This is a genomic window from Pseudomonas sp. DTU_2021_1001937_2_SI_NGA_ILE_001 (assembly GCF_032463525.1).
In the GTDB taxonomy this organism is placed as follows: domain Bacteria; phylum Pseudomonadota; class Gammaproteobacteria; order Pseudomonadales; family Pseudomonadaceae; genus Aquipseudomonas.
This window is the reverse complement of the sequence record NZ_CP135971.1, coordinates 844,690-865,418: the sequence shown is the minus strand read 5'-3', so window position 1 is coordinate 865,418 and position 20,729 is coordinate 844,690. Positions and strand designations below refer to the sequence as shown.

19 protein-coding genes and 1 pseudogene are annotated in these 20,729 nt (G+C 62.6%); 10 read left to right on the top strand and 10 right to left on the bottom strand.

Features of this window, described 5'->3' with window-relative positions:
- Window positions 1-369: 369 nt before the first annotated feature.
- On the bottom strand, window positions 370-921 hold the full coding sequence (locus tag RRX38_RS03880; RefSeq protein WP_295475538.1) for a DUF4946 domain-containing protein: 552 nt from the start codon (window positions 919-921) through the stop codon (window positions 370-372).
- A 133-nt stretch (window positions 922-1,054) separates the two neighbouring features.
- On the opposite strand from RRX38_RS03880, the gene gloA reads away from it, so the two are divergent.
- The gene (gene gloA / locus RRX38_RS03875; RefSeq protein WP_315961616.1) at window positions 1,055-1,576 is read left to right on the top strand and encodes a lactoylglutathione lyase; all 522 of its coding nucleotides are present in this window, start codon (window positions 1,055-1,057) and stop codon (window positions 1,574-1,576) included.
- Between the two features lie 115 nt (window positions 1,577-1,691).
- Here gloA and ahpF read toward each other — a convergent pair whose 3' ends face one another.
- The 3 genes from ahpF to RRX38_RS03860 all read right to left on the bottom strand — a co-directional run bounded on the left by ahpF (window position 1,692) and on the right by RRX38_RS03860 (window position 5,065).
- Window positions 1,692-3,254: an alkyl hydroperoxide reductase subunit F gene (ahpF, locus tag RRX38_RS03870; RefSeq protein WP_315961615.1), complete on the bottom strand. Its 1,563-nt coding sequence runs from the start codon at window positions 3,252-3,254 to the stop codon at window positions 1,692-1,694.
- Window positions 3,255-3,427: 173 nt separating this feature from the next.
- Window positions 3,428-3,991, bottom strand: a complete 564-nt coding sequence (gene ahpC, locus RRX38_RS03865; RefSeq protein WP_295475545.1) for an alkyl hydroperoxide reductase subunit C — start codon at window positions 3,989-3,991, stop codon at window positions 3,428-3,430.
- Window positions 3,992-4,105: 114 nt separating this feature from the next.
- A complete protein-coding gene (locus tag RRX38_RS03860; RefSeq protein ID WP_315961614.1) occupies window positions 4,106-5,065 on the bottom strand; it encodes a site-specific integrase in 960 nt (319 codons plus the stop codon).
- Between the two features lie 169 nt (window positions 5,066-5,234).
- On the opposite strand from RRX38_RS03860, the gene RRX38_RS03855 reads away from it, so the two are divergent.
- Entirely contained in the window at window positions 5,235-6,242 is a 1,008-nt protein-coding gene (locus RRX38_RS03855) for a DNA-binding protein (protein WP_315961613.1), read from the top strand.
- Here RRX38_RS03855 and RRX38_RS03850 read toward each other — a convergent pair.
- The 4 genes and pseudogenes from RRX38_RS03850 to RRX38_RS03835 all read right to left on the bottom strand — a co-directional run.
- Window positions 6,208-7,875 (bottom strand): annotated as a pseudogene (locus RRX38_RS03850) (ATP-binding protein); the annotation flags it as partial. The gene RRX38_RS03855 and the pseudogene RRX38_RS03850 sit on opposite strands and share 35 nt — an antisense overlap.
- Window positions 7,876-8,000: 125 nt before the next feature.
- A complete protein-coding gene (gorA, locus tag RRX38_RS03845; RefSeq protein ID WP_315961612.1) occupies window positions 8,001-9,359 on the bottom strand; it encodes a glutathione-disulfide reductase in 1,359 nt (452 codons plus the stop codon).
- Between the two features lie 121 nt (window positions 9,360-9,480).
- Window positions 9,481-10,320, bottom strand: coding sequence for a UTP--glucose-1-phosphate uridylyltransferase GalU (gene galU / locus RRX38_RS03840; RefSeq protein ID WP_295475557.1), 840 nt, complete (start codon window positions 10,318-10,320; stop codon window positions 9,481-9,483).
- Window positions 10,321-10,365: 45 nt separating this feature from the next.
- Window positions 10,366-11,727, bottom strand: a complete 1,362-nt coding sequence (locus RRX38_RS03835) for a UDP-glucose/GDP-mannose dehydrogenase family protein (RefSeq protein ID WP_315961611.1) — start codon at window positions 11,725-11,727, stop codon at window positions 10,366-10,368.
- 243 nt (window positions 11,728-11,970) lie between these two features.
- Here RRX38_RS03835 and RRX38_RS03830 point away from each other — a divergent pair, with 243 nt between their 5' ends.
- Window positions 11,971-12,252, top strand: coding sequence for a hypothetical protein (locus RRX38_RS03830; RefSeq protein ID WP_295475561.1), 282 nt, complete (start codon window positions 11,971-11,973; stop codon window positions 12,250-12,252).
- 305 nt (window positions 12,253-12,557) lie between these two features.
- On the opposite strand, the gene RRX38_RS03825 is transcribed toward RRX38_RS03830, so the two are convergent.
- Entirely contained in the window at window positions 12,558-12,908 is a 351-nt protein-coding gene (locus tag RRX38_RS03825) for a hypothetical protein (RefSeq protein WP_295475564.1), read from the bottom strand.
- A 169-nt stretch (window positions 12,909-13,077) separates the two neighbouring features.
- Between RRX38_RS03825 and RRX38_RS03820 the strand changes: the two genes are divergently transcribed.
- From RRX38_RS03820 to alkB, 3 genes are all read left to right on the top strand, one after another.
- Complete coding sequence (locus tag RRX38_RS03820; RefSeq protein ID WP_295475567.1) at window positions 13,078-13,383, top strand: DUF1883 domain-containing protein; 306 nt, start codon at window positions 13,078-13,080, stop codon at window positions 13,381-13,383.
- A gap of 24 nt (window positions 13,384-13,407) precedes the next feature.
- Complete coding sequence (locus tag RRX38_RS03815) at window positions 13,408-13,587, top strand: hypothetical protein (protein WP_295475570.1); 180 nt, start codon at window positions 13,408-13,410, stop codon at window positions 13,585-13,587.
- Between the two features lie 101 nt (window positions 13,588-13,688).
- Window positions 13,689-14,336 (top strand): DNA oxidative demethylase AlkB, encoded by a 648-nt coding sequence (alkB, locus tag RRX38_RS03810; RefSeq protein WP_315961610.1) that lies wholly within the window; start codon window positions 13,689-13,691, stop codon window positions 14,334-14,336.
- Between the two features lie 210 nt (window positions 14,337-14,546).
- Here alkB and fhuF read toward each other — a convergent pair whose 3' ends face one another.
- On the bottom strand, window positions 14,547-15,230 hold the full coding sequence (gene fhuF, locus RRX38_RS03805; protein WP_315962630.1) for a siderophore-iron reductase FhuF: 684 nt from the start codon (window positions 15,228-15,230) through the stop codon (window positions 14,547-14,549).
- A 199-nt stretch (window positions 15,231-15,429) separates the two neighbouring features.
- Between fhuF and RRX38_RS03800 the strand changes: the two genes are divergently transcribed.
- From RRX38_RS03800 to RRX38_RS03785, 4 genes are all read left to right on the top strand, one after another.
- On the top strand, window positions 15,430-17,133 hold the full coding sequence (locus tag RRX38_RS03800; RefSeq protein WP_315961609.1) for an ABC transporter ATP-binding protein/permease: 1,704 nt from the start codon (window positions 15,430-15,432) through the stop codon (window positions 17,131-17,133).
- Window positions 17,134-17,202: 69 nt separating this feature from the next.
- Window positions 17,203-18,195: an AraC family transcriptional regulator gene (locus RRX38_RS03795; RefSeq protein ID WP_295475579.1), complete on the top strand. Its 993-nt coding sequence runs from the start codon at window positions 17,203-17,205 to the stop codon at window positions 18,193-18,195.
- A 142-nt stretch (window positions 18,196-18,337) separates the two neighbouring features.
- Window positions 18,338-19,381, top strand: coding sequence for a histone deacetylase family protein (locus RRX38_RS03790; protein WP_315961608.1), 1,044 nt, complete (start codon window positions 18,338-18,340; stop codon window positions 19,379-19,381).
- On the top strand, window positions 19,381-20,484 hold the full coding sequence (locus RRX38_RS03785) for a polyamine ABC transporter substrate-binding protein (protein ID WP_315962629.1): 1,104 nt from the start codon (window positions 19,381-19,383) through the stop codon (window positions 20,482-20,484). The genes RRX38_RS03790 and RRX38_RS03785 overlap by 1 nt, the downstream gene beginning before the upstream one ends.
- Window positions 20,485-20,729: the final 245 nt, after the last annotated feature.

Sequence of the window (20,729 nt, the reverse complement as noted above, 5' to 3'; positions counted from 1 at the left end):
TGCCGGGATCGGTCGATACATCACCCACGCTCAGAGCAGGCAGCGGCGCTGCGCGCTAATGTGAAAGTGTCGACAGCGTCACATCTCCGTCATCGCAAGATTTATGACGTCAATAAACCTTCATTGCAGCCTGCAAAATAGTGCGTTGCGAAACTTCAAACAATTCGCCGCTACAGATTATTGGCAATCAGACAATTACGGAAACCCTGTAGGCTATTTCCGGATATGTCGATGGACGGCACCTGCATCCCTCGATCTGCAGGCGCTGGCTTCACGTTTTTTTCACGCGAGGTAATCCAAGATACAACCAGCTAAAGGACTAGCACCCCATGCCCGCACACGCGGGCTTTATTTTGCCTGTTGAAAAGCTCAGCGGGCGTCGCCCAGGCGCAAGCTGTCACGAATTCGCTGCACCTCGTCCTTGTTCTGCGCGTAGCCCTGCGCCGACCCTGCATAAGACAACGACCACGCCTGTTGGGCATCGGCTGCCGCCACCAGGGTCTGGGTCATCACGTGCACGCCGTTCTGCGTCACGGTGCAGGTACTTTCCATGCCCGGCACGCCACCCAGGGAGACTTCTCGTACGTGAGTACAGGCGCTTTGCAGGCCGCTTCGGGCAAAGTCGACCTGTACCGCCTTGCGCATCTCCAGCAGCACGCCCTGGACATTCACCGCGTGCCCCGGCACCAGGCGCGATCGGGTCAGCTCCACCACCATGCTCGGCTCACCGCGCTGATCATTCTTGATCGCCCGTTGTCTGAGCTGGACGGTGGGCTGCTCCGTGCCCGACTCGCTTACCGGCAGCGACTGAACGTCCCAACCGGCGGGCCAGAGAATCATCGCATCCTCGGCATGCGCCAAGCCGGCACCGGCCAGAAGAAAGGAAGCGATGCAGATCGAACGCAAGCGAAAACTGGGCATGGGGCAAGGCACCGAAAGGAGATGCGGAAATTCTGAGCCTGTCGCACCGCGACAACAAGAGGCAGAGCGGTTTGCATGAGCCCCCCTGCCCCGTATCATTGCGCACTTTGTACACCTCAAGCCGGAGACATCCATGAGCCTGCACGATCTCAACACCTTCCCAGGCGTGACCGCCCAGCCCGAAGCGGCCACACAGGGTTTCGTGTTCAACCACACCATGCTGCGTGTCAAGGACATCACCGCCTCGCTGGACTTTTACACCCGCGTACTGGGCTTCAGCCTGGTCGACAAACGCGACTTCCCGGAGGCTGAATTCAGCCTTTACTTCCTGGCCCTGGTAGACAAGCAACAGATTCCGGAAGACGACGAGGCACGCCACCAGTGGATGAAATCCATCCCCGGCGTGCTGGAGCTGACCCATAACCACGGCACCGAGAAAGACGCAGGCTTCGCTTACCACAATGGCAACAGCGACCCACGCGGCTTCGGTCACATCTGCGTATCGGTGCCAGACGTGGTCGCGGCCTGCGAGCGCTTCGAGCAACTTGGCGTGCCCTTCCAGAAGCGCCTGGCCGACGGCCGCATGAATCACCTGGCGTTCATCAAGGATCCGGACGGCTACTGGGTGGAAGTCATCCAGCCTGCGCCGCTGTAAGTGCCGCAACGTCAACGCGTGGCCTGTGCCGGTCAAGGTTCGCAGGCTGCGCGCCCGACATGAAAAAGCCCCGGCTGCTTTCGCAACCGGGGCTTTTTGTTTACCGCTGGGTCGATCAGGCCGGAGCGCTGGTGCGGATCAAGTGATCGAAGGCGCTCAGCGAGGCCTTGGCGCCCTCGCCCAGGGCGATGATGATCTGCTTGTAGGGCGCAACCGTCACATCACCGGCAGCGAATACACCTGGCACCGAAGTCTCGCCACGCGGGTCGACGACGATCTCGCCCCGCGGCGACAGCTCGATGACGCCCTTCAGCCATTCGCTGTTGGGCAGCAAGCCGATCTGTACGAAGATACCTTCCAGCTCGATGAGCTGCTCTTCGCCGCTGACGCGATCCTTGTAGCGCAGGCCGTTGACCTTCTCGCTGTCCCCCGTCACTTCGGTGGTCTGCGCACTGGTCAACACCGTGACGTTCGGCAGGCTGTTGAGCTTGCGCTGCAACACCGCATCGGCGCGCAGCTTGCTGTCGAATTCCAGCAGCGTCACATGTGAAACGATACCGGCCAGGTCGATGGCCGCCTCGACACCCGAGTTGCCGCCGCCGATCACCGCCACGCGCTTGCCCTTGAACAGCGGGCCATCGCAGTGCGGGCAGTAGGCCACGCCACGGTTACGGTATTCCTTCTCGCCTGGCACGTTCATTTCACGCCAGCGCGCACCGGTGGCCAGGATCAGGGTCTTGGCCTTGAGGCTCGCGCCACTGGCGAACTTCACTTCATGCAGCTCGCCGTCCTTGCCAGGAATCAACTGGTCGGCGCGCTGCAGGTTCATGATGTCGACTTCATACTGCTTGACGTGCTCTTCGAGCGCCACGGCCAGCTTCGGCCCCTCGGTATGCTGCACGGAGATGAAGTTCTCGATGGCCATGGTGTCCAGCACCTGCCCGCCGAAACGCTCGGCTGCAACACCGGTACGGATGCCCTTGCGCGCCGAGTACACCGCCGCTGCCGCACCGGCAGGGCCGCCGCCGATCACCAGCACATCGAAGGCCTGCTTGGCGTTGAGCTTGTCGGCCTGGCGAGCACTGGCACCGGTGTCGATCTTGGCGAGGATTTCTTCCAGGCCCATGCGGCCCTGGCCGAACACTTCGCCGTTGAGGTAGATGCTGGGCACCGACATGATCTTGCGATCGGTGACTTCGTCCTGGAACAGCGCGCCGTCGATGGCGACATGCTTGATGCCAGGGTTCAGTACTGCCATCAGGTTGAGTGCCTGGACGACGTCCGGGCAGTTCTGGCAGGACTGCGAGAAATAGGTTTCGAAGCGGAACTCGCCCTGCAAGGCGCGCACCTGCTCGATGGTTTCTTCACTGATTTTCGGTGGGTAACCACCGACCTGCAGCAGGGCCAGGACCAGCGAAGTGAATTCATGCCCCATCGGGATACCGGCGAAACGCAGGCTGATGTTCTGCCCGGGGCTGTTCAGGGTAAAGGATGGCGTGCGCGCATCGGTGCCCTCGGTGGACAGGCTGATGTCCTTGCCGGCACTGACAACGTCTTGCAGCAGCGAGAGCATTTCCTGGGACTTGGCGCCGTCATCGAGGGAGGCCTGGATCTCGATGGGGCGAGTAGTCCGCTCCAGGTAGGATTTCAACTGGGCTTTAAGATTGGCGTCCAACATGTTTCGGCTTCCTGTCTTCAGGCTGACGGCTCGAACGAGCAGGCGGCGATGGCGCTGCCATGTTCTTTCGATGCCTATAAATGAAAACGCCCAGGCGATGACCGCCCGGGCGTTTGACGGGGCGATTAGGGTTTACGGATTAGCGTACGGCGCCCCGATCGACTTCATGCGGATCAGATCTTGCCGACCAGGTCCAGGGAAGGAGCCAGGGTAGCCTCGCCTTCTTTCCACTTGGCTGGGCAGACTTCGCCCGGGTGAGCGGCAACGTACTGAGCAGCCTTGATCTTGCGCAGCAGCTCGGAAGCGTCACGGCCTACACCGCCGTCGTTGATTTCGACGATCTTGATCTGGCCTTCAGGGTTGATCACGAAAGTACCGCGGTCAGCCAGACCGGCTTCTTCGATCAGCACGTCGAAGTTGCGCGAAATGGCCAGGGTTGGGTCGCCGATCATGGTGTACTTGATCTTGCCGATGGCTGGCGAGGTGTTGTGCCAGGCAGCGTGGGCGAAGTGGGTGTCGGTGGAAACGCTGTAGATCTCGACGCCCAGTTTCTGGAACTCGGCGTAGTTGTCAGCCAGGTCTTCCAGTTCGGTCGGGCAGACGAAGGTGAAGTCGGCTGGGTAGAAGAACACCACAGACCACTTGCCTTTCAGGTCGGCATCCGAGACGTCAACGAACTTGCCGTCTTTGAAAGCGGTAGCTTTGAACGGTTTGACTTGGCTGTTGATGATAGGCATCTGTGAATCTCCATGGGTGTGTGAGTTGAAGGGTTGCGATTCGATGGAAAGAAGCTTACTCACAATCGCCGGGCATGGCTCATTGGGAAAGTCGATGCCAACGATTGCTTTTCACTATGAAGGCTCCTTATCAATAGAAGAAATCTTGCTGCCCGCTTCCAGCCTGGCCATGGCACCGAACGGGGAAATCTCAATGTAGCGCATGGCTGACTTCATGTCTTTCCAGCCTACATAGGCCATCAACGACTTGAGGTCCCAGCCGTTCTGATGCGCCCAGGTCGCAAAACCTCGCCGCAGTGAGTGGCTGCTGTAGGCCTGTCCGCGCAGACCGGCGCGCGCGAAGGCTTGGCGCAACAGGGTAATCACACTGTTGGGATGCAAGCCTGCCTCGCCCAGGTTGCCCCAGCGATCGATACTGCGAAATACCGGCCCATCCTCCAGGGCGGCGCAGTCGAGCCACACCAGGTAGGCCTGCACCGGACACAGCCGCTGCAGTGCCGGCGTCTGGAAACTGCGCCCGGCGTAGTCACGGTCGCTCTTGCTGCGCGGCAGATACAGGGTAATCCCCGTTCCCGCCACCGCCTTGACGTGCTCGACCTGCAAGCGGCACAGCTCATCGCTGCGAAAGCCACGCCAGAAACCCAGCAGAATCAATGCAGCATCGCGGCGACAGCGCAAGACCTCTGCATGTCGATGCTGGCGCTGCGCTTGCGCGGCAGTCTCCTCCAGCCAGTGGATCACCCGTTCCAGGTGTGCCAGTTGCAAAGGTTCGGCCTGTCTTTCCTGCGCCGGATGCAAGGCACGAATGCCCTTGAGCACCTTGCGCACCACCGGTGCCCGGGTCGGGTCAACGAAACCCTGGCTGGCATGCCACTGGGCCAGCGCGGAAAGACGCAACTTCAAGGTATTCACTGACAACTCCCCGGCATAGCAAGCCAGATAACGCGCCACGCTCTCGCTGGTGGCCGGCAGGAAGCCGCCGAACACCACTTCGAAGTGCTCGATAGCGGCCTGATAGCTGCGCCGGGTGTTGTCCCGGGTGGCCGCGGCGATGTAGCGATCTACGTCACTCATAGGGGAATTCCGTACTGGCGAACGCCCTTGAATACGCTCAAAAGGCAATGACACGGGATAATACGCCAATACCCCGTGTGAAATAACCGGCAATATTCACTACCTCAAAAGCAATATTTAGTATGTAATTACAGGGTACATACCACAGTACGTAATCGTAGGAGCAGGCATGGCGCGCGGCGGAATCAACAAGGCACTTGTGCAAAAGGCCCGACAGGCCCTGATCGCACGTGGCGAGCATCCGAGCATCGACGCTGTACGGGTGGAAATGGGCAATACCGGTTCGAAAACCACCATTCACCGCTATCTGAAGGAACTGGAAAGCCACGACACCCCTGCCCCGTCGATCAACGATGAGTTGGCCGAACTGGTGGCACACTTGGCCGCACGCCTGCAGGGCCAGGCCCAGGAGCGCATCGATCAGGCGCAGCAGCGGATGGATGAAGATCGCGCCGAACAGCGCGAAGAACTGGCGCAGCTCACCCGCCAATTGCGGGCATTGCAAGAACGCTGCGATACACAAGCGCAGGCGCTGCAAGCCAGCGACCAGGCTTTGGAACAGACTCGCGAAACCCTGCGTCAGGCGATGCTGGACAATGCACGGTTGAACCAGGCCAGTCAGGATCTGCACGGCCGCCTGGAAGACCGCGACCGCCAGATCGCCTCACTGGAAGACAAGCACCAGCATGCTCGCGAGGCCCTGGAGCATTACCGCAATGCCGTAAAGGAGCAGCGCGAACAGGACCAGCAACGCCATGAAGGGCAGCTCCAGCAATTGCAGATGGAATTGCGTCAGGCACGCCAGACCCTGGCACTGCATCAGGAATCCATCACCCTGCTCAATCGCGACAACGAACGCCTGCTGGCCGAACAGCGCAGTACCGGTCGCGACCTGCAGCAGTGCCAGCTACAGCTGGACAAGGCCTTGAAACAGGCCGAAAAGGCCAGCAGCGAACAGCACAAAGCGATAACCCGCAGTGCCCAGCTGGAGGTGCGCTTGCAGGCCGCACAGCAGGATGGCGCCGCGGCTCGGCAGCAATTGAGCGAGGCGCAGCAGCAAGGTCGCATGCTGGAGTTGCTGCTGAGCCGCAAGGAAGCAGCCCTGGAAAATCTCCAGGCCCGCGTCGATGCACAGCAAGCGCCTAGCGCAGCGACTCAGCCTCCAGCATCTGCCTGACCCGCGCCGCCAGCTCATCGACATTGAAGGGTTTGGCCAACATGTCCATACCCAAAGCTTGCAGCTCTTCGCGGGCCTGCGCATTACGCGCATAACCGGTCATGAACAGCACCCGCAGCTCGGGGCGGAACTGCCGGGCGATCTCGGCCAGTTGCCGACCGTTGAGCCCTGGCAGGCCGACATCACTGATCAGCAGGTCGATACGCTCCGCTCGCTGCAAATGAGTGATGGCGCCCGCCCCGTCACCTGCCTGCAGCGCGGTATAGCCCAGTTCGCGCAAGGCATCGACCACCATCATGCGCACCGCTTCTTCATCCTCGACCACCAGCACGCACTCACCCTCGCTGGCGCGTGGCGCCTGAGGCTGGTCGCCGGCAACCGCCTGACCGCCGGTCGTTCGCCACTCACAAGGCAGAAACAGCGAAATACACGCGCCCCGCCCCTCGGCACTGTCAATTCGCACGTGCCCGCCGGTCTGCTTCATGAAGCCATAGACCATCGACAAGCCCAGCCCGGTGCCCTGACCGATGGCCTTGGTGGTGAAGAACGGGTCGAAGACCCGTTCGAGCACATCCGCCGGAATGCCGCAACCGGAGTCTTCGACGCTCAGCTGTACATACTCGCCAGGCGCCAGGTCGCCCTGACGCGCGTCAACCTGCACCACCTGGCTGCGCACCCACAGGCGGCCGCCGTCCGGCATCGCGTCACGGGCGTTGATCACCAGGTTGAGCAAGGCGTTTTCCAGTTGGTGCTCGTCGGTACGAATGACTCGCTGCTGATCCTGCAGGTCGATGCACAACTCGATGCTCTCGCCGATGGTACGCCGCAGCAGCTCTTCCATCGACGCGACCAGCTCGTTCAACTGCACGGGCCGGGTAGTCAACGACTGGCGCCGGGCGAAGGCCAGCAGACGTTGGGTCAGCGCTGCCGCACGGTTGGCCGAGGTGACTGCCGCCTCGATGTACTTGCCCACTTCCTGCACACGACCCGCTGCCAGGCGCCGACGGATCAGATCCAGGGCACCGAGCACACCGGTGAGCATGTTATTGAAGTCATGAGCGATGCCCCCGGTCAGTTGCCCGATGGCGTCCATCTTCTGCGCGTGGCGCAGCGCTTCTTCGGCCTGCGCTCGCTCGGCGATCTCCACCTGCAGGCGCTGATTGGCTTCGGCCAGCTCACGGGTGCGCTCGGCGACACGCAGCTCCAGGCTCTCGTTGAGTTCGCGCAGGGCCTCCTCCGCGTTGACCTGGGCGGTGATATCGGTGTGGGTACCCAGCCAATGGGTGATGTGCCCCTGGCAATCGCGGATCGGCAAGGCTCGCGACAGAAACCAGTGAAACACGCCGTCCTTGCTGCGCAGCGGGAAGGTGTCTTCCCACACCGAGCCGGTGGCGAAGCAATGCCTGAGCCGCGCCGTGACCCGCTGGTGGTGGTCCGGATGATGAAGCGCGCGCCAGCCCAGCGCCTGCATCGCCTCCAGCGAAGCCCCGGTATAGGCGTACCAGCGCTCGTTGTACCAATGGATATGCCCGGCGGGATCCGCCGTCCAGGCCAATTGGCTCATGTTGTCGGCCAGACTCCTGAACTGCCGCTCGCTTTCGCGCAGAGTATCGAGCTGTCGTCGCTCGTCATCATCCGGATGTGCTGGGTTCACGGGTATGGCCGCCGTCGGCGTAGGGGTTCTCAACTGTGGAATCCATCCTTGAAGAAGGGGTCAGCCCGGTCATCATCCTGAATCCCGGGCATGGCAGGTACTGCTCAGCGCGATACCGGGCTGCGCATCGTGACGAACTCTTCGGCAGCGGTCGGATGCACCCCGAGCGTGTCGTCGAAGACGCGCTTGGTCGCACCGGCCTTGAGCGCCACGGCGAGGCTCTGCACGATCTCTCCGGCGTCCGGGCCGACCATATGGCAACCCAGCACACGGTCGCTCTTGGCATCGACGACCAGCTTCATGAAAGTGCGTTCCTGGTCATCGGTGAGGGTCAGCTTCATGGGCCGGAAACGACTTTCGAACGCCTGCACCGAATAGCCCTGTTCGAGCGCCTGCTCTTCGGTAAGCCCCACGGTGCCGATATTCGGCAGGCTGAAAACCGCCGTCGGGATGTGATTGTAGTCCACCGGGCGATATTGCTCGGGTTTGTACAGACGGCGCGCGATGGCCATGCCTTCGGCCAGCGCCACCGGTGTCAGCTGCACACCACCGATGATGTCGCCCAGCGCCAGAATCGACGGCTCACTGGTCTGATAGTGCTCGTCCACCTTGATGTAACCCTGCTCGTCGAGCTGCACGTCGACATTTTCCATGCCGAGGTTATCGAGCATCGGTCGGCGCCCCGTCGCGTAGAACACGCAATCGGTATCCAGAATGCCACCGTCCTTCAGGCTCACCTTGAGGCTACCATCGGCCTGCTTGTCGATACGACTGATGTCGCAGTTGAAACGCACGTCCAGGCCATGCTTGACCAGTTCTTCGTGCAGATGCGTGCGCACGCCGCCGTCGAAACCACGCAGGAACAGTTCACCACGATAGGCCAGGGTGGTTTGCGCGCCCAGGCCATTGAAGATCGAGGCGAACTCCACGGCGATGTAGCCACCGCCAACCACGATGATCCGCTTGGGCAGGTTGTCCAGGTGGAAGGCTTCGTTGGAGGTAATGGCGTGCTCACGACCTGGAACGTCGGGCACCTGCGGCCAGCCGCCGGTGGCGATCAGAATGCGCTCGGCGCTATAGGTCTTGCCGTCGACTTCCACCCCATGCGGGCCGGTGAGCCGGGCATGCCCTTCGACCAGGGTCACGCCGCTGTCGGCCAGCAACTTGCGGTAGATACCGTTCAGGCGCTGGATTTCCTTGTCCTTGTTGGCGATCAGGGTTGACCAGTCGAAAGTCGGCTCGTCAAGGCTCCAGCCAAACCCCTTGGCGTTGGCGAAATCGTCGGCGAAGTGCGCGCCATAGACCAGCAGCTTCTTGGGCACGCAGCCGACGTTGACGCAGGTGCCGCCCAGGTAACGGCTTTCCGCCACCGCGACCCTGGCCCCGAATCCGGCGGCGAAACGCGCAGCGCGCACACCGCCGGAGCCGGCACCGATGACGAACAGATCGAAGTCGTAAGCCACTGTCTTCTCCTTCAGTTGGCAGAAATGTTCCAGAGCATAACCGCCCGGCGCATTACACAGAAACTAAAAAGCCATCCCGCACGGCCTGTGCGGGATGGCTTTAGGGGCGACGCAGGCGGAATCAGAACGCCTTGCCGGTCTTGTAGAAATTCTCGAAGCAGAAGTTGGTGGCCTCGATGTAGCCTTCGGCGCCACCACAGTCAAAACGCTGACCTTTGAACTTGTAAGCCAGCACGTTGCCCTGGGCAGCCTGCTTCATCAGGGCGTCGGTGATCTGGATCTCACCGCCCTTGCCCGGCTCGGTCTGCTCGATCAGCTCGAAGATGTCCGGGGTCAGGATGTAACGACCGATGATCGCCAGGTTGGACGGTGCATCTTCCGGCTTCGGCTTCTCGACCATGTCGTTGACGCGGTACAGGCCCGGTTTGATTTCTTCACCGGCGATCACGCCGTACTTGTTGGTTTCCGCTGGATCGACTTCCTGGATGGCAACGATCGAGCAACGATAGTGGTTGTACAGCTTGACCATCTGCTGCAGCACGCCGTCACCGTCGAGGTTGACGCACAGGTCGTCCGCCAGCACCACGGCGAACGGCTCGTTGCCGATCAGCGGGCGACCACTGAGGATCGCATGGCCCAGGCCTTTCATTTCGGTCTGACGGGTGTACGAGAAGCTGCACTCGTCGATCAGGCGACGGATGCCGACCAGGTATTTTTCCTTGTCGGTGCCTTTGATCTGGTGCTCGAGTTCGTAGCTGATGTCGAAATGGTCTTCCAGCGCGCGCTTGCCGCGGCCAGTCACGATGGAGATTTCCCGCAGACCTGCTTGAAGTGCCTCTTCAACGCCGTATTGAATCAGTGGCTTGTTGACCACTGGCAGCATCTCTTTGGGCATGGCTTTGGTCGCTGGCAAAAAGCGAGTGCCGTAACCGGCTGCAGGGAACAAGCATTTCTTGATCATATAAGTCCTTAGTCAAGGGCTGTGGGCATTGTCGGCGCAGTCTAATCAGGCGGCGGTCACCTTACAATGCCCCGCCACTGGCCGTCCTATCCCGTGATAGAGGAATCCATGGCCGGATAGTTCCGCCCGGTCATAGATATTGCGACCATCGAAGAGCATCGGCATGCGCATGGCGCCGCGAATCCGCAAGAAGTCGGGCTGGCGAAACTGCTTCCATTCGGTCACCAGCACCACGGCGTCGGCGCCTTGCGCACAGCCGTACAAGGTCTCGCACAAGACTAGCTGAGCATTGCCGATCGCGTCCGGATAACGCCGCGCCACTGCGGCCATGGCCGCCGGATCAGTGGCCTGTACCCGCGCCCCGGCGGCCAGCAGGGCGTCGATCAGCACCAGGCTCGGGGCTTCGCGGATATCGTCGGTACCCGGCTTGAACGCCAGCCCCCAGACCGCGACCACCCGTCCCTGCAGGTAGCCGCCGAAATGCTGGTGCAGCGCCTCGAACAGCAGGGTCTTCTGCAACGTGTTGCGAGCCTGTACCGCACGCAGGATCTGCGGGTCGAAGCCTTGCTGCCGGGCCGTACTGATCAGCGCACGCACGTCCTTGGGAAAGCACGACCCCCCATAACCGCACCCGGCATAGATGAAGTGGGTGCCGATACGCCGGTCACTGCCGATGCCATGACGCACCTGCTCGATGTCCACGTCCAGAAGCGAGCACAGCGCCGCCATTTCATTGATGAAGGAAATCTTCGTCGCCAGAAAGGCGTTGGCCGCATACTTGGTGAACTCCGCCGCACGCAGGCCCATGACCAGCACCCGGTCACGATTGCGCAGGAACGGGCTGTAAAGACGCTGTAACAGCTCGGCACTGTGCGGCTCGTCGCAGCCGATGATGACCCGGTCCGGGCGCATGAAATCCTCGATGGCCGCGCCTTCCTTGAGAAACTCCGGATTGCTCGCCACGCTGATGCGCCAGTCGAGGCTGCGGCTGGCCAGCTGGCGATTGATGCGCTGGGCCACTGCCTCGCAGGTCCCGACCGGCACGGTGGACTTGTTCACTACCAGGCAGGCGCGGCTCAGGTGGCGCCCCAGCTGATCGGCGACTTCCAGCACGTGGCTGAGGTCCGCCGAACCGTCCTCCTGGGCCGGCGTACCGACGGCGATGAACACGATGTCGACCTGACGCAATCCTTCGAGCAACTGCCCGGTGAACACCAGCTGGCCACTGAGCCGCTGCTGCGCGAGCATCGTGTCCAGCCCCGGCTCATGAATCGGGCACTCACCGCGACGCAGCGCCGCCAGGCGGTCGGGGTCGCGCTCGACACACACCACCTGGTTGCCCATTTCCGCGAAGCAGGCGGCGGTGACCAACCCGACATAACCGGCGCCAATGATGCAAAGTCGCATGACCGTGTCTCCTGACAGGATTTGCAACAATTGCACCTGTAGCGGATTGCAGCATCGTGACCATCGAAAGACAGCCGCATGACCATCTCGATGCGGTAACTTATGGCGGAACGATGGCATGCGCGCCCTGTCCAACACCTCGATCAGGACGCCCACTGCGCCGCCAGCCCGCCAGGGCCGGCAGATTACGCAGCGGTATGCCTGAAACGCCTACCCTAGAGCCTATTTTCCGAAGCGAACACCATGATCAGACTGCTGCCCCTGATTGCCGTACTGGGCCTCACCGCGTGCGCCACCGCCTCCCCGACCTATATGAAGAACGGCCAACAGGGCTTGAGCATCGACTGTTCGGGCGAAGCCAATTCCTGGGCGAAATGCTATGAGAAGGCGGACGACTCCTGTGCCGGTACCGGCTACGAGATCATCGGTACCGATGGCACGCCGCAACCGGAAGCCGAAGACAAGACCCTGGGCCTGGATGTCGGCAACTACAAGCACCGCAGCGTCCTGGTGGTGTGCAAATAAGCGATCACAACCCCATACGGGCCATTCAGGCTCGGTGGGAACGGCCTTGGCCGAATACCGATCAGGCGCTTCCCGGCTTTTGTTGGAGCGAGCTGACCAGTATTGGCTTTAGTCGCAATACTGCTCGGTTAAGCGGCATGTGGCCCGGTGGGAGCGGCTTTAGCCGCGAAAGCGTCAGGAAACTCACTGCATCTGTTGCGAACATGCGGTCGCTTCGCGGCTGAAGCCGCTCCTACCCGGCCTAACTGACCGGTATTGGCTTTAGCCGCGAAAGCGCCTACAGGCCCTGACAGCCCGGATTGCGATCAGCCGGAAATGCACGCCTCGGCAGCGCGCTTCACGTCACCACGGATCGGCAGGTTGTTCATACGCTCATGCACCTTGATCGAGCTGCCACTGGAGCGCTCGTCGATGTCGATCACCGCCGCAGGGCTGTCGGTCAGTTTCTGCGCCACGATCAGCCGCACGCCGTCATTGCGCGCCGTCATCATTGGCGGCTCACGGTCGCTACCCAGCTTGCCGATGACGCAATCGGCGTATTCGTTGGGCTTCTTGCCGGAAATGACGCTCAGCGTCGCCGGCGAATGCTCGATGTCCTCGACAGTCGCGCACCCGGCCAAGGTCGCCAGGGCCAGGATTACCACGGCCAGTTTCATGTCGTTGCTCCAATATGAAAGCCGGTAGGACCAGCGGCAGGTGAATAAGATCCCCAGCCGCTTAACTTTTTGCCATCACGGGCAAATAACTGTGCGCCATTGCACAAAACCCCGATTGCCTCGTGTTATCGTTTCGCTTTTGCGCGACAGCCTGTTTCCGGAGACACCCATGAAGTTCGTACACCAGCGTGAGCACCTCAACGAAGACGACCTGGTCGTCATCGAATGCTCGCGTACCTGCAATATCCGCCTGATGAACGACGCGAATTTCCGCAGCTTCAAGAACGGCGGCCGGCATACGTACCATGGCGGCGCCTTCGACCGGTTCCCGGCCAAGATCACCGTACCCAGCTCCGGATTCTGGAACATCACCATCGACACCACCGGCCGCAAGCCGGACAAGAACCCCAGCCACAAGCCGACCTTCACCCACTCGATCAAGATCGTGCGCCGCTCGCCTTCGCGGCTCGGCTGAAGCCGTAAAAATCCAGGAGTGACCGTGACCAGCCCTACCCCGACCACCAAGTTCGCCGTCAGCTACAAACTCAACGGTGAGCGCCGCTTCGAATTCGCCTACCTGCAATCGGCCAGCGTCGAAGAGGCCCGTGCCGCACTGGAAAAGATGCATGGCCAGGGCGACGACGTGATCAGCGACGTCAAGGTCAGCAAGGCCTTGTAAGACGCCACGCCCGCCAGATCAGTCTGGCGGGTTACCGGCCAAGCGCGACCTGCCGCGGATGGGCGGAACCACCGCCCGGCGCCTTTAGAGAGCCGCCCCCCATGACCTTCGACCTGTTTGCCGACGACACGCCCCAAGGCCGCGAAACCCTAGGGCCTTCGGCTGTGCTGCTGCGTGGCCATGCCTTGCCGCAAGCAGAAAGCTGGCTGGCACTACTGGAACAGATCGAGGCGCGCTCGCCCTTTCGCCATATGTACACGCCAGGTGGCTACCGGATGTCGGCCGCCATGACCTGCTGCGGCGAGCTTGGCTGGATCACTGACAGGCGTGGCTACCGCTACAGCGCCACCGACCCGTTGACCGGCCAGCCCTGGCCGCCGATGCCCGACGCCTGGCGGGCCTTGGCGGGCGAGGCTGCGCAACAGGCCGGTTTCCAGGGATTCGAACCGGACGCCTGCCTGATCAACCGCTACGTACCGGGCGCGAAAATGTCGCTGCATCAGGACAAAGACGAACGCGACCATTCATGGCCGGTGGTCTCGGTCTCCCTCGGCCTGCCGGCGGTGTTCCAGTTCGGTGGGCTGCAGCGCACTGACAAGACCCAGCGCGTGCCGCTGTTCCACGGCGACGTGCTGGTATGGGGCGGCGCCGACCGACTGCGGTTCCACGGCATCCTGCCGCTGGCCGAGGGCGAACACCCCCGCTTCGGCGCCCAGCGCATCAACCTGACCTTTCGCAAGGCCGGCTGAATACCCCTCTTCGGGCATGATTCGGGGCCGAGCGGCCTTAGCCGCGATACGGGTCAGTCAGGCCGGGTAGGAGCGACTTCAGCCGCGAAACGACCGCATGTTCACGACAGATGCTGTGAAATTCCCGGCGCTTTCGCGGCTAAAGCCGCTCCCACCGAGCCCATTACGCCGCAAAGCGCTTAATCGACCAGTGCTGACCAACCCGGCGGGTCAATCGTAGATGTGATGCAGGTAGCTGATCTGCTCCGCCACCGGCAGGCGGTGCAGTTTGGGGCACGACTCGCAGAGCACCGGGGGTTCGCCTTCCACCGGCGCGTGCAGCTGGTAATGCAGGCAGCAGTGGCGGCGCAACGGCAGTTGGGCACACAGGTCGGGCGCCGGTGACTCGACCATGCGTTGCAGGCCGCGCAGCTTGAGGCGTCCGTCATTAACCGCCACCGGCTCCAGCCAGGCATGCGCCTCGGCGAAGCCGGCATGGCTCAGGTCAGGGTCCATGCGCATGAAAGCGCCGTCCCAGATCGCCACCATATTGCCCCAGAGAATCTTCGGTGCCAGGCCTCCGGCAGCAGCCAGGGTGGTGAACAGCGGAGCCAGATGCTCGTGGACCAGTCGTGACCAGTAGGCGGCACGCTCGGCTTCAGCCAGGGGCTGTGGCGGATTGTCCAGGGCCAGGGCGCGGGGCTGGCCGTCCTCGTGAACCAGCGCATGCTGGCCGCTCCAGAAGTCCACCGCCACGCCACGGGTCAGCACACAGGCCAGGGTGGCGGGCAAGGTGATGCTCATGTAGTTCATCGACCACTGCGACACCACGGCAGCGCGGTTCACCCCCGGATAGAGCAGCGCGAAACGTTCGAGCTGCGGCTTGAGTCGAGCCGGGTCGGCCAGCCGGTTCAGGGGAATGGAAGGCTCGCCATCGGCGTTACTCCGCACCACCCGCTGGATGGGCGGCCAGGCCTGGTTGAGCCACGCTGGAAATTCGATGACAGGTCCCCCGTTACTTTCCCTAATGAATGCAAACAATTAGCATTGTCCGATCCTATCTTTCCTCCCTTGCAAACTCAACGTCGCACGCGACCGGACCTACCAGGATTTCATGCACACTCTTCGCAATTTCTGGCGCATCGCAAAGCCTTTCTGGACCTCGGAAGAGAAATACCCGGCCTTGCTGTTGCTGGTGGCCACGGTGGCGATGACCCTGGGGCTGGTCGGCGTCAACATCCTCAACAACTTCTGGAACCTGCACTTCTACAATGCGCTGCAAGAGAAGGACTACCACGGTTTCCTGATCGGTGGCCTGCAGTTCATCCTGCTACAGATCGGCACCGCGACCTTCACCGTGGCGGCCTTCCACTTCCAACAGAAGCTGACCCTGCGCTGGCGCCGCTGGGCCACGCACAACATGCTCGAACAGTGGCTGGGCCAGCAGCGTTACCAGAAGCTCAAGCTGACGGAAAACGAAGTCGACAACCCCGACCAGCGCATCGCCGAGGACATCGACCTGTTCATCGTCAAGTCGCTGAAGCTGTCGCTGGGCGTGCTGACCTCGGTGGTGTCGCTGTTTTCCTTCCTGCACATCCTCTGGCAAGCCTCCAGCCTGGTCAGCGTGCCGTTCGCCGGAGATTCGTTTGTCATACCAGGGCTGCTGGTGTGGATCGCCCTGCTCTATGCCCTGGCCGGCACCGGCCTGGCATTCTGGCTGGGCCGTGCCCTGCCGCGCCTGAACTTCGTGCAACAGCGCCGCGAGGCTGACTTTCGCTTCGCGCTGATGCGCCTGCGGGAAAACGCCGACTCGGTGGCGCTGTACCAGGGCGAAGCAGTGGAGAACCAGCGTTTCCACCAACGCCTTGAAGCGGCCCTGGAGAACTTCTGGGCCTTGGTGAAGAAGCAGAAACTGATCATGGGCTACTCGACCTTCTACCTGCGCAGTGCCACGGTCATCCCCATGTTCATCATGGCCCCGCAGTTCTTCGCCGGCGCCTTCCCCCTTGGCCGCCTGACGCAGATCAGCGCCGCTTTTGGCGAAGTGCATGCGGCCATCGCCTACCTGGTCGAGGTGTTCCCGGAGCTGGCGGCGTGGAAATCGGTGGTCGACCGGCTTATCGGCTTCCAGGAGCGCCTGGACAACGTCGAAGTCAAGTCGGGTGTCGAAGCCCGGCAACAGCGTGACGGCCTCGCCATCCACGACCTGGACATCTGGCTGCCCGGCGGCCGGCGCCTGCTCGAAGGCTTCAACCTGTCGCTGGCACCCGGCGACAGCCTGTTGATCAGCGCACCGTCCGGGTCTGGCAAGTCCACGCTCATCCGCGCCATCACCGGCCTGTGGCCACACGCCCAAGGTACGGCCAGCTACGACCGTGAGCAGGCACTGACCCTTTCGCAGAAGCCCTACCTGCCCCTGGGCAGCCTGCGCGAAGCCCTGTGGTATCCCAAGCCGCCGCAAGCTGACGCCGATGGGGCGGTTCGCCAGGCCATGCAGCAGGTCGGCCTGCAGCACCTGACCGAGCAACTGGACCAGCAGCACGACTGGGCGCAGACCCTGAGCGTCGGTGAACAACAGCGCTGCGCCTTCGTCCGCGCCCTGCTGACCCGCCCTGCCGTGCTGTTTCTCGACGAAAGCAGCTCGGCCCTGGACGCCGCCAACGAGGCGCGCTGCTACCAGCTGCTCAAGCAGCACCTGCCCGACAGCATTCTGATCAGCGTCGGCCACAATGCCTCGCTGGAGCGTTTCCACTGGCAGGTGCTGGAGCTGCACGACCCGGCGAACTGGTCGCAGCGGCAGGTCGCGCCGGTGGTGTGAGCGGCTTGGTTTTTGCCTGCAAGCACGGCACCATCGGCCAGGTTGTCCCGCCTCCAGCAGGTCCACAGCATGCTCCACACCCACCTCACCACCCTCAATGCGGTCTCGCTGATTCTCGAAACCCTGCGTGAAGACGGCGTGCCGGCCCGCGAGCTGCTGGTCGGCAGCGGTATCGACGAGGCCGACCTGGCGCGGCCCGACCCGCGCATCACCACTGCCCAGGAAGCCCGGGTGTGCGCCAATGCGCTGGCCCTGCGTGAGACCTTCGGCCTGGAGCTGGGCCAGCGCATGCACGTGTCGTCCTATGGCGTGCTGGGCTACGCGATGCTGCTCAGCGACACCCTGGGCAGCGCCCTGGAGCTGGCGCTGCGCTACCCGGCCCTGCTCGGCACGCTGTTCGAGCTGCACCTTGAGGTGCGCGGCGAGCAGGCCTGGCTGCTGGCCACGCACTATCGTTCGGAGCCTGAACTGGCGGTGTTCAATGCCGAACTGTGCCTGGGCTCGCTGAAAGTGATCTGCGACGACCTGCTGGGCCGCCCCCTGCCCTTGCAGCAGGCCCGCTTCGCCCACCCGGCGCCCGTCTACAGCAAGCGCTACCGACGCAACTTTCCCTGCCCGGTAAGCTTCGACGCCGTGGAGCACGGCTTTGCCTTTCCTGCCGAGTGGCTGCGCCGACCGCTGCCGCTGGCCGACCGGCTGACCCATCGCGCCATGGCCGAACGTTGCCGACAACAGAATGCCGAGTTCACCGGGCGCCAGGCCTGGCTGGGGAGGATTCGCCAGCACCTGGCCGAGCAGTTGGCCAGTCCGCCGGGCCTGGAAGGCCTGGCGCGGCAGATGAACTGCTCGTCGCGCAGCCTGCGCCGCCACCTGCACGACATGGGCAGCAGCTACCAGGCCCTGCTCGACAGCCTGCGTTTCGAGCGCGCCAAGATGCTGTTGGCCGAACAGCAGTGGCCGGTGCAGCGCGTCGCCGAAGCCCTGGGCTACAGCGAAACCGCGAGTTTTCGCCATGCCTTCGTACGCTGGAGCGGCATCGCGCCCAGTCACTACCGCACCTGAAGCGTGCGCGCGCGCCCTGAAAAAGGGCGAAATACGGTCAAACAGATTGGCCATATCTATCCCCTTATGGCCGTTCGCACCGTTCTCCAATCGGCCCGCCTGGCGAAACAATGCCAGGCAACCCGCCACACGGAGCACGACCATGCTGACCATCTACTCGGATGACCATCATCTGCACCACGGACGCTGCGAGCTGATCAACGGGCAACTGATGCCCTGTTTCGAGATGCCGTCACGCGCCGATCACGTTCTCGCCCGGGTCAAGGCCCGTGAGCTGGGGCCGGTGCAAGCGCCGCGCGACCATGGCCTGGCACCCATCGCCCGTGTGCACAGCGCTGATTACCTGGCGTTCTTCGAAGGCGCCTGGGCACGCTGGGAGGCGCTGGGCCAGGACGGCGACCTGCTGCCCTTCACCTGGCCGGCGCGCACCTTGCGCCGGGTCAAGCCCAAGGGCCTGCATGGCGAGCTGGGCTATTACAGTTTCGATGCTGGCGCCCCCATCACCGCCGGCACCTGGCAGGCCGCCTACAGTGCCGCGCAGGTGGCACTGACCGCCCAGGCCCACGTGCAGGCCGGGGCCGACAGTGCCTTCGCGCTGTGCCGGCCGCCGGGGCACCACGCGGCCAGCGACCTGATGGGCGGCTACTGCTATCTGAACAACGCCGCCATCGCCGCCCAGGCGTTCCTCGACCAGGGTCGCCAGCGTGTGGCCATCCTCGACGTGGACTATCACCACGGTAACGGCACCCAGTCGATCTTCTACGCTCGCAGCGATGTGTTCTTCACCTCCATTCACGGCGACCCGAACAACGAATTCCCGTTTTTCCTCGGTTATGCCGACGAAACCGGCGAAGGCGACGGCGAGGGCTGCAATCTCAACCTGCCCCTGCCCCATGGCAGCAACTGGGCGCAATGGAGCAAGGCACTGGAAACCGCCTGTTCGGCCATCGACGACTACCAGGCCGAGGTGCTGGTGGTGTCATTGGGCGTGGACACGTTCAAGGAAGACCCGATCTCGCAGTTCACCCTCGACAGCCCCGACTACCTGGCCATGGGCAGGCGCATCGCGGCACTGGGCCTGCCGGTGCTGTTCGTGATGGAAGGCGGTTACGCCGTGGAAGAAATCGGCATCAATGCCGTGAACGTGCTCGAAGGCTATGAAACCGCCCACAAGGAGGGCCAATGATGGTCAAGCTGCTCAAGAATACCCTGGCCGCCGCCCTCTGTGCGGGCCTGGCCAGCAGCCTGGTGCAGGCCGACGAACCCCGCACCCTGAAGGTCTACAACTGGTTCGACTACATCACGCCGAAGACCCTTACCGACTTCAAGGAACAGACCCGAATCAACCTGGTGTACGACATCTTCGACACCAACGAGGCCCTGGAAGCCAAGCTGCTCACCGGACACTCCGGCTACGACGTGGTGGTGCCGTCGAACATGTTCCTGGCCAAGCAGATCGATGCCGGGGTGCTCCAGCCGCTGGACCGCAGCAAGCTGCCGAACTGGCAGCACCTGGACCCGAAACTGATGAAGCTGCTGGAAGCCAACGACCCCGGCAACAAGTACGCGGTGCCCTACATGTACGGCACCATCCTGATCGGCTTCAACCCGGCCAAGGTCAAGGCCGTGCTGGGTGACAACGCACCGGTGAACAGCTGGGACCTGATCTTCAAGCCCGAGAACATCAGCAAGCTCAAGCAATGCGGCGTGGCGATGCTCGACTCGCCTTCGGAAATCATGCCGCTGGCCCTGCAGTATCTGGGCCTGGCCCCCAACTCCAGCAAACCGGCCGACTACCAGAAGGCCGAACAATTGATGCTGAAGATCCGCCCAGACGTGACCTACTTCCACTCGTCCAAATACATGGCCGACATCGCCAATGGCGACATCTGCGTGGCCGTCGGCTACTCGGGTAGTTTTTCGCAGGCCGCCAATCGCGCCAGAGATGCCAAGAACGGCGTAGTGGTCGACATGCGCCTGCCCAAGGAAGGCGCGCCGATCTGGTTCGACATGCTGGCGATTCCGAAGAGCGCGGCCAACCCGGAGGATGCGCATGCCTTCATCAACTACTTGCTGCGCCCGGAAGTGATCGCGCCGATCAGTGATTTCGTGGGCTATCCCAACCCGAACAAGGACGCCACCGACAAGGTCGACCCGGCGATTCGCAACATCCCGGACCTGTACCCGACCGAAGCGGCGATGGCCACGCTCTATACCCTCAAACCGCTGAACCGCGACGGCGAACGCGCCCGGACCCGGGCCTGGACACGGATCAAGTCAGGGACCTGAGCGGCCTGCAGCGGCTTCAGTTGCGAAGCGGCCCCATCCCATGGCTTGGCCAGCCTGGTTCGCAGCTAAAGCCAATACTGGTCAGCTAGACCGGGTAGGCGCGGCTTCAGCCGCGAAGCGACCGCCTGTTTCACAACAGATGCACCGAGTTGCCTGGCGCTTTCGCGGCTAAAGCCGCTCCCACCGGCCACATGCCGCTTAAGCGAATGGCATTGCAACTAAAGCCGCATCTACAGGGTTCAGCT

Bases quoted from the DNA above. Each gene is read 5' to 3' on its own strand.
- RRX38_RS03825 (WP_295475564.1), bottom strand. From the start codon at position 12,908: ATGAAACTGGCCGTGGTAATCCTGGCCCTGGCGACCTTGGCCGGGTGC.
- RRX38_RS03830 (WP_295475561.1), top strand. From the start codon at position 11,971: ATGATCAGACTGCTGCCCCTGATTGCCGTACTGGGCCTCACCGCGTGC.
- RRX38_RS03880 (WP_295475538.1), bottom strand. From the start codon at position 921: ATGCCCAGTTTTCGCTTGCGTTCGATCTGCATCGCTTCCTTTCTTCTG.
- ahpC (WP_295475545.1), bottom strand. From the start codon at position 3,991: ATGCCTATCATCAACAGCCAAGTCAAACCGTTCAAAGCTACCGCTTTC.
- alkB (WP_315961610.1), top strand. From the start codon at position 13,689: ATGACCTTCGACCTGTTTGCCGACGACACGCCCCAAGGCCGCGAAACC.
- RRX38_RS03790 (WP_315961608.1), top strand. From the start codon at position 18,338: ATGCTGACCATCTACTCGGATGACCATCATCTGCACCACGGACGCTGC.
- gloA (WP_315961616.1), top strand. From the start codon at position 1,055: ATGAGCCTGCACGATCTCAACACCTTCCCAGGCGTGACCGCCCAGCCC.
- RRX38_RS03860 (WP_315961614.1), bottom strand. From the start codon at position 5,065: ATGAGTGACGTAGATCGCTACATCGCCGCGGCCACCCGGGACAACACC.
- RRX38_RS03795 (WP_295475579.1), top strand. From the start codon at position 17,203: ATGCTCCACACCCACCTCACCACCCTCAATGCGGTCTCGCTGATTCTC.
- RRX38_RS03820 (WP_295475567.1), top strand. From the start codon at position 13,078: ATGAAGTTCGTACACCAGCGTGAGCACCTCAACGAAGACGACCTGGTC.
- ahpF (WP_315961615.1), bottom strand. From the start codon at position 3,254: ATGTTGGACGCCAATCTTAAAGCCCAGTTGAAATCCTACCTGGAGCGG.
- RRX38_RS03835 (WP_315961611.1), bottom strand. From the start codon at position 11,727: ATGCGACTTTGCATCATTGGCGCCGGTTATGTCGGGTTGGTCACCGCC.
- RRX38_RS03855 (WP_315961613.1), top strand. From the start codon at position 5,235: ATGGCGCGCGGCGGAATCAACAAGGCACTTGTGCAAAAGGCCCGACAG.
- galU (WP_295475557.1), bottom strand. From the start codon at position 10,320: ATGATCAAGAAATGCTTGTTCCCTGCAGCCGGTTACGGCACTCGCTTT.
- RRX38_RS03785 (WP_315962629.1), top strand. From the start codon at position 19,381: ATGGTCAAGCTGCTCAAGAATACCCTGGCCGCCGCCCTCTGTGCGGGC.
- RRX38_RS03800 (WP_315961609.1), top strand. From the start codon at position 15,430: ATGCACACTCTTCGCAATTTCTGGCGCATCGCAAAGCCTTTCTGGACC.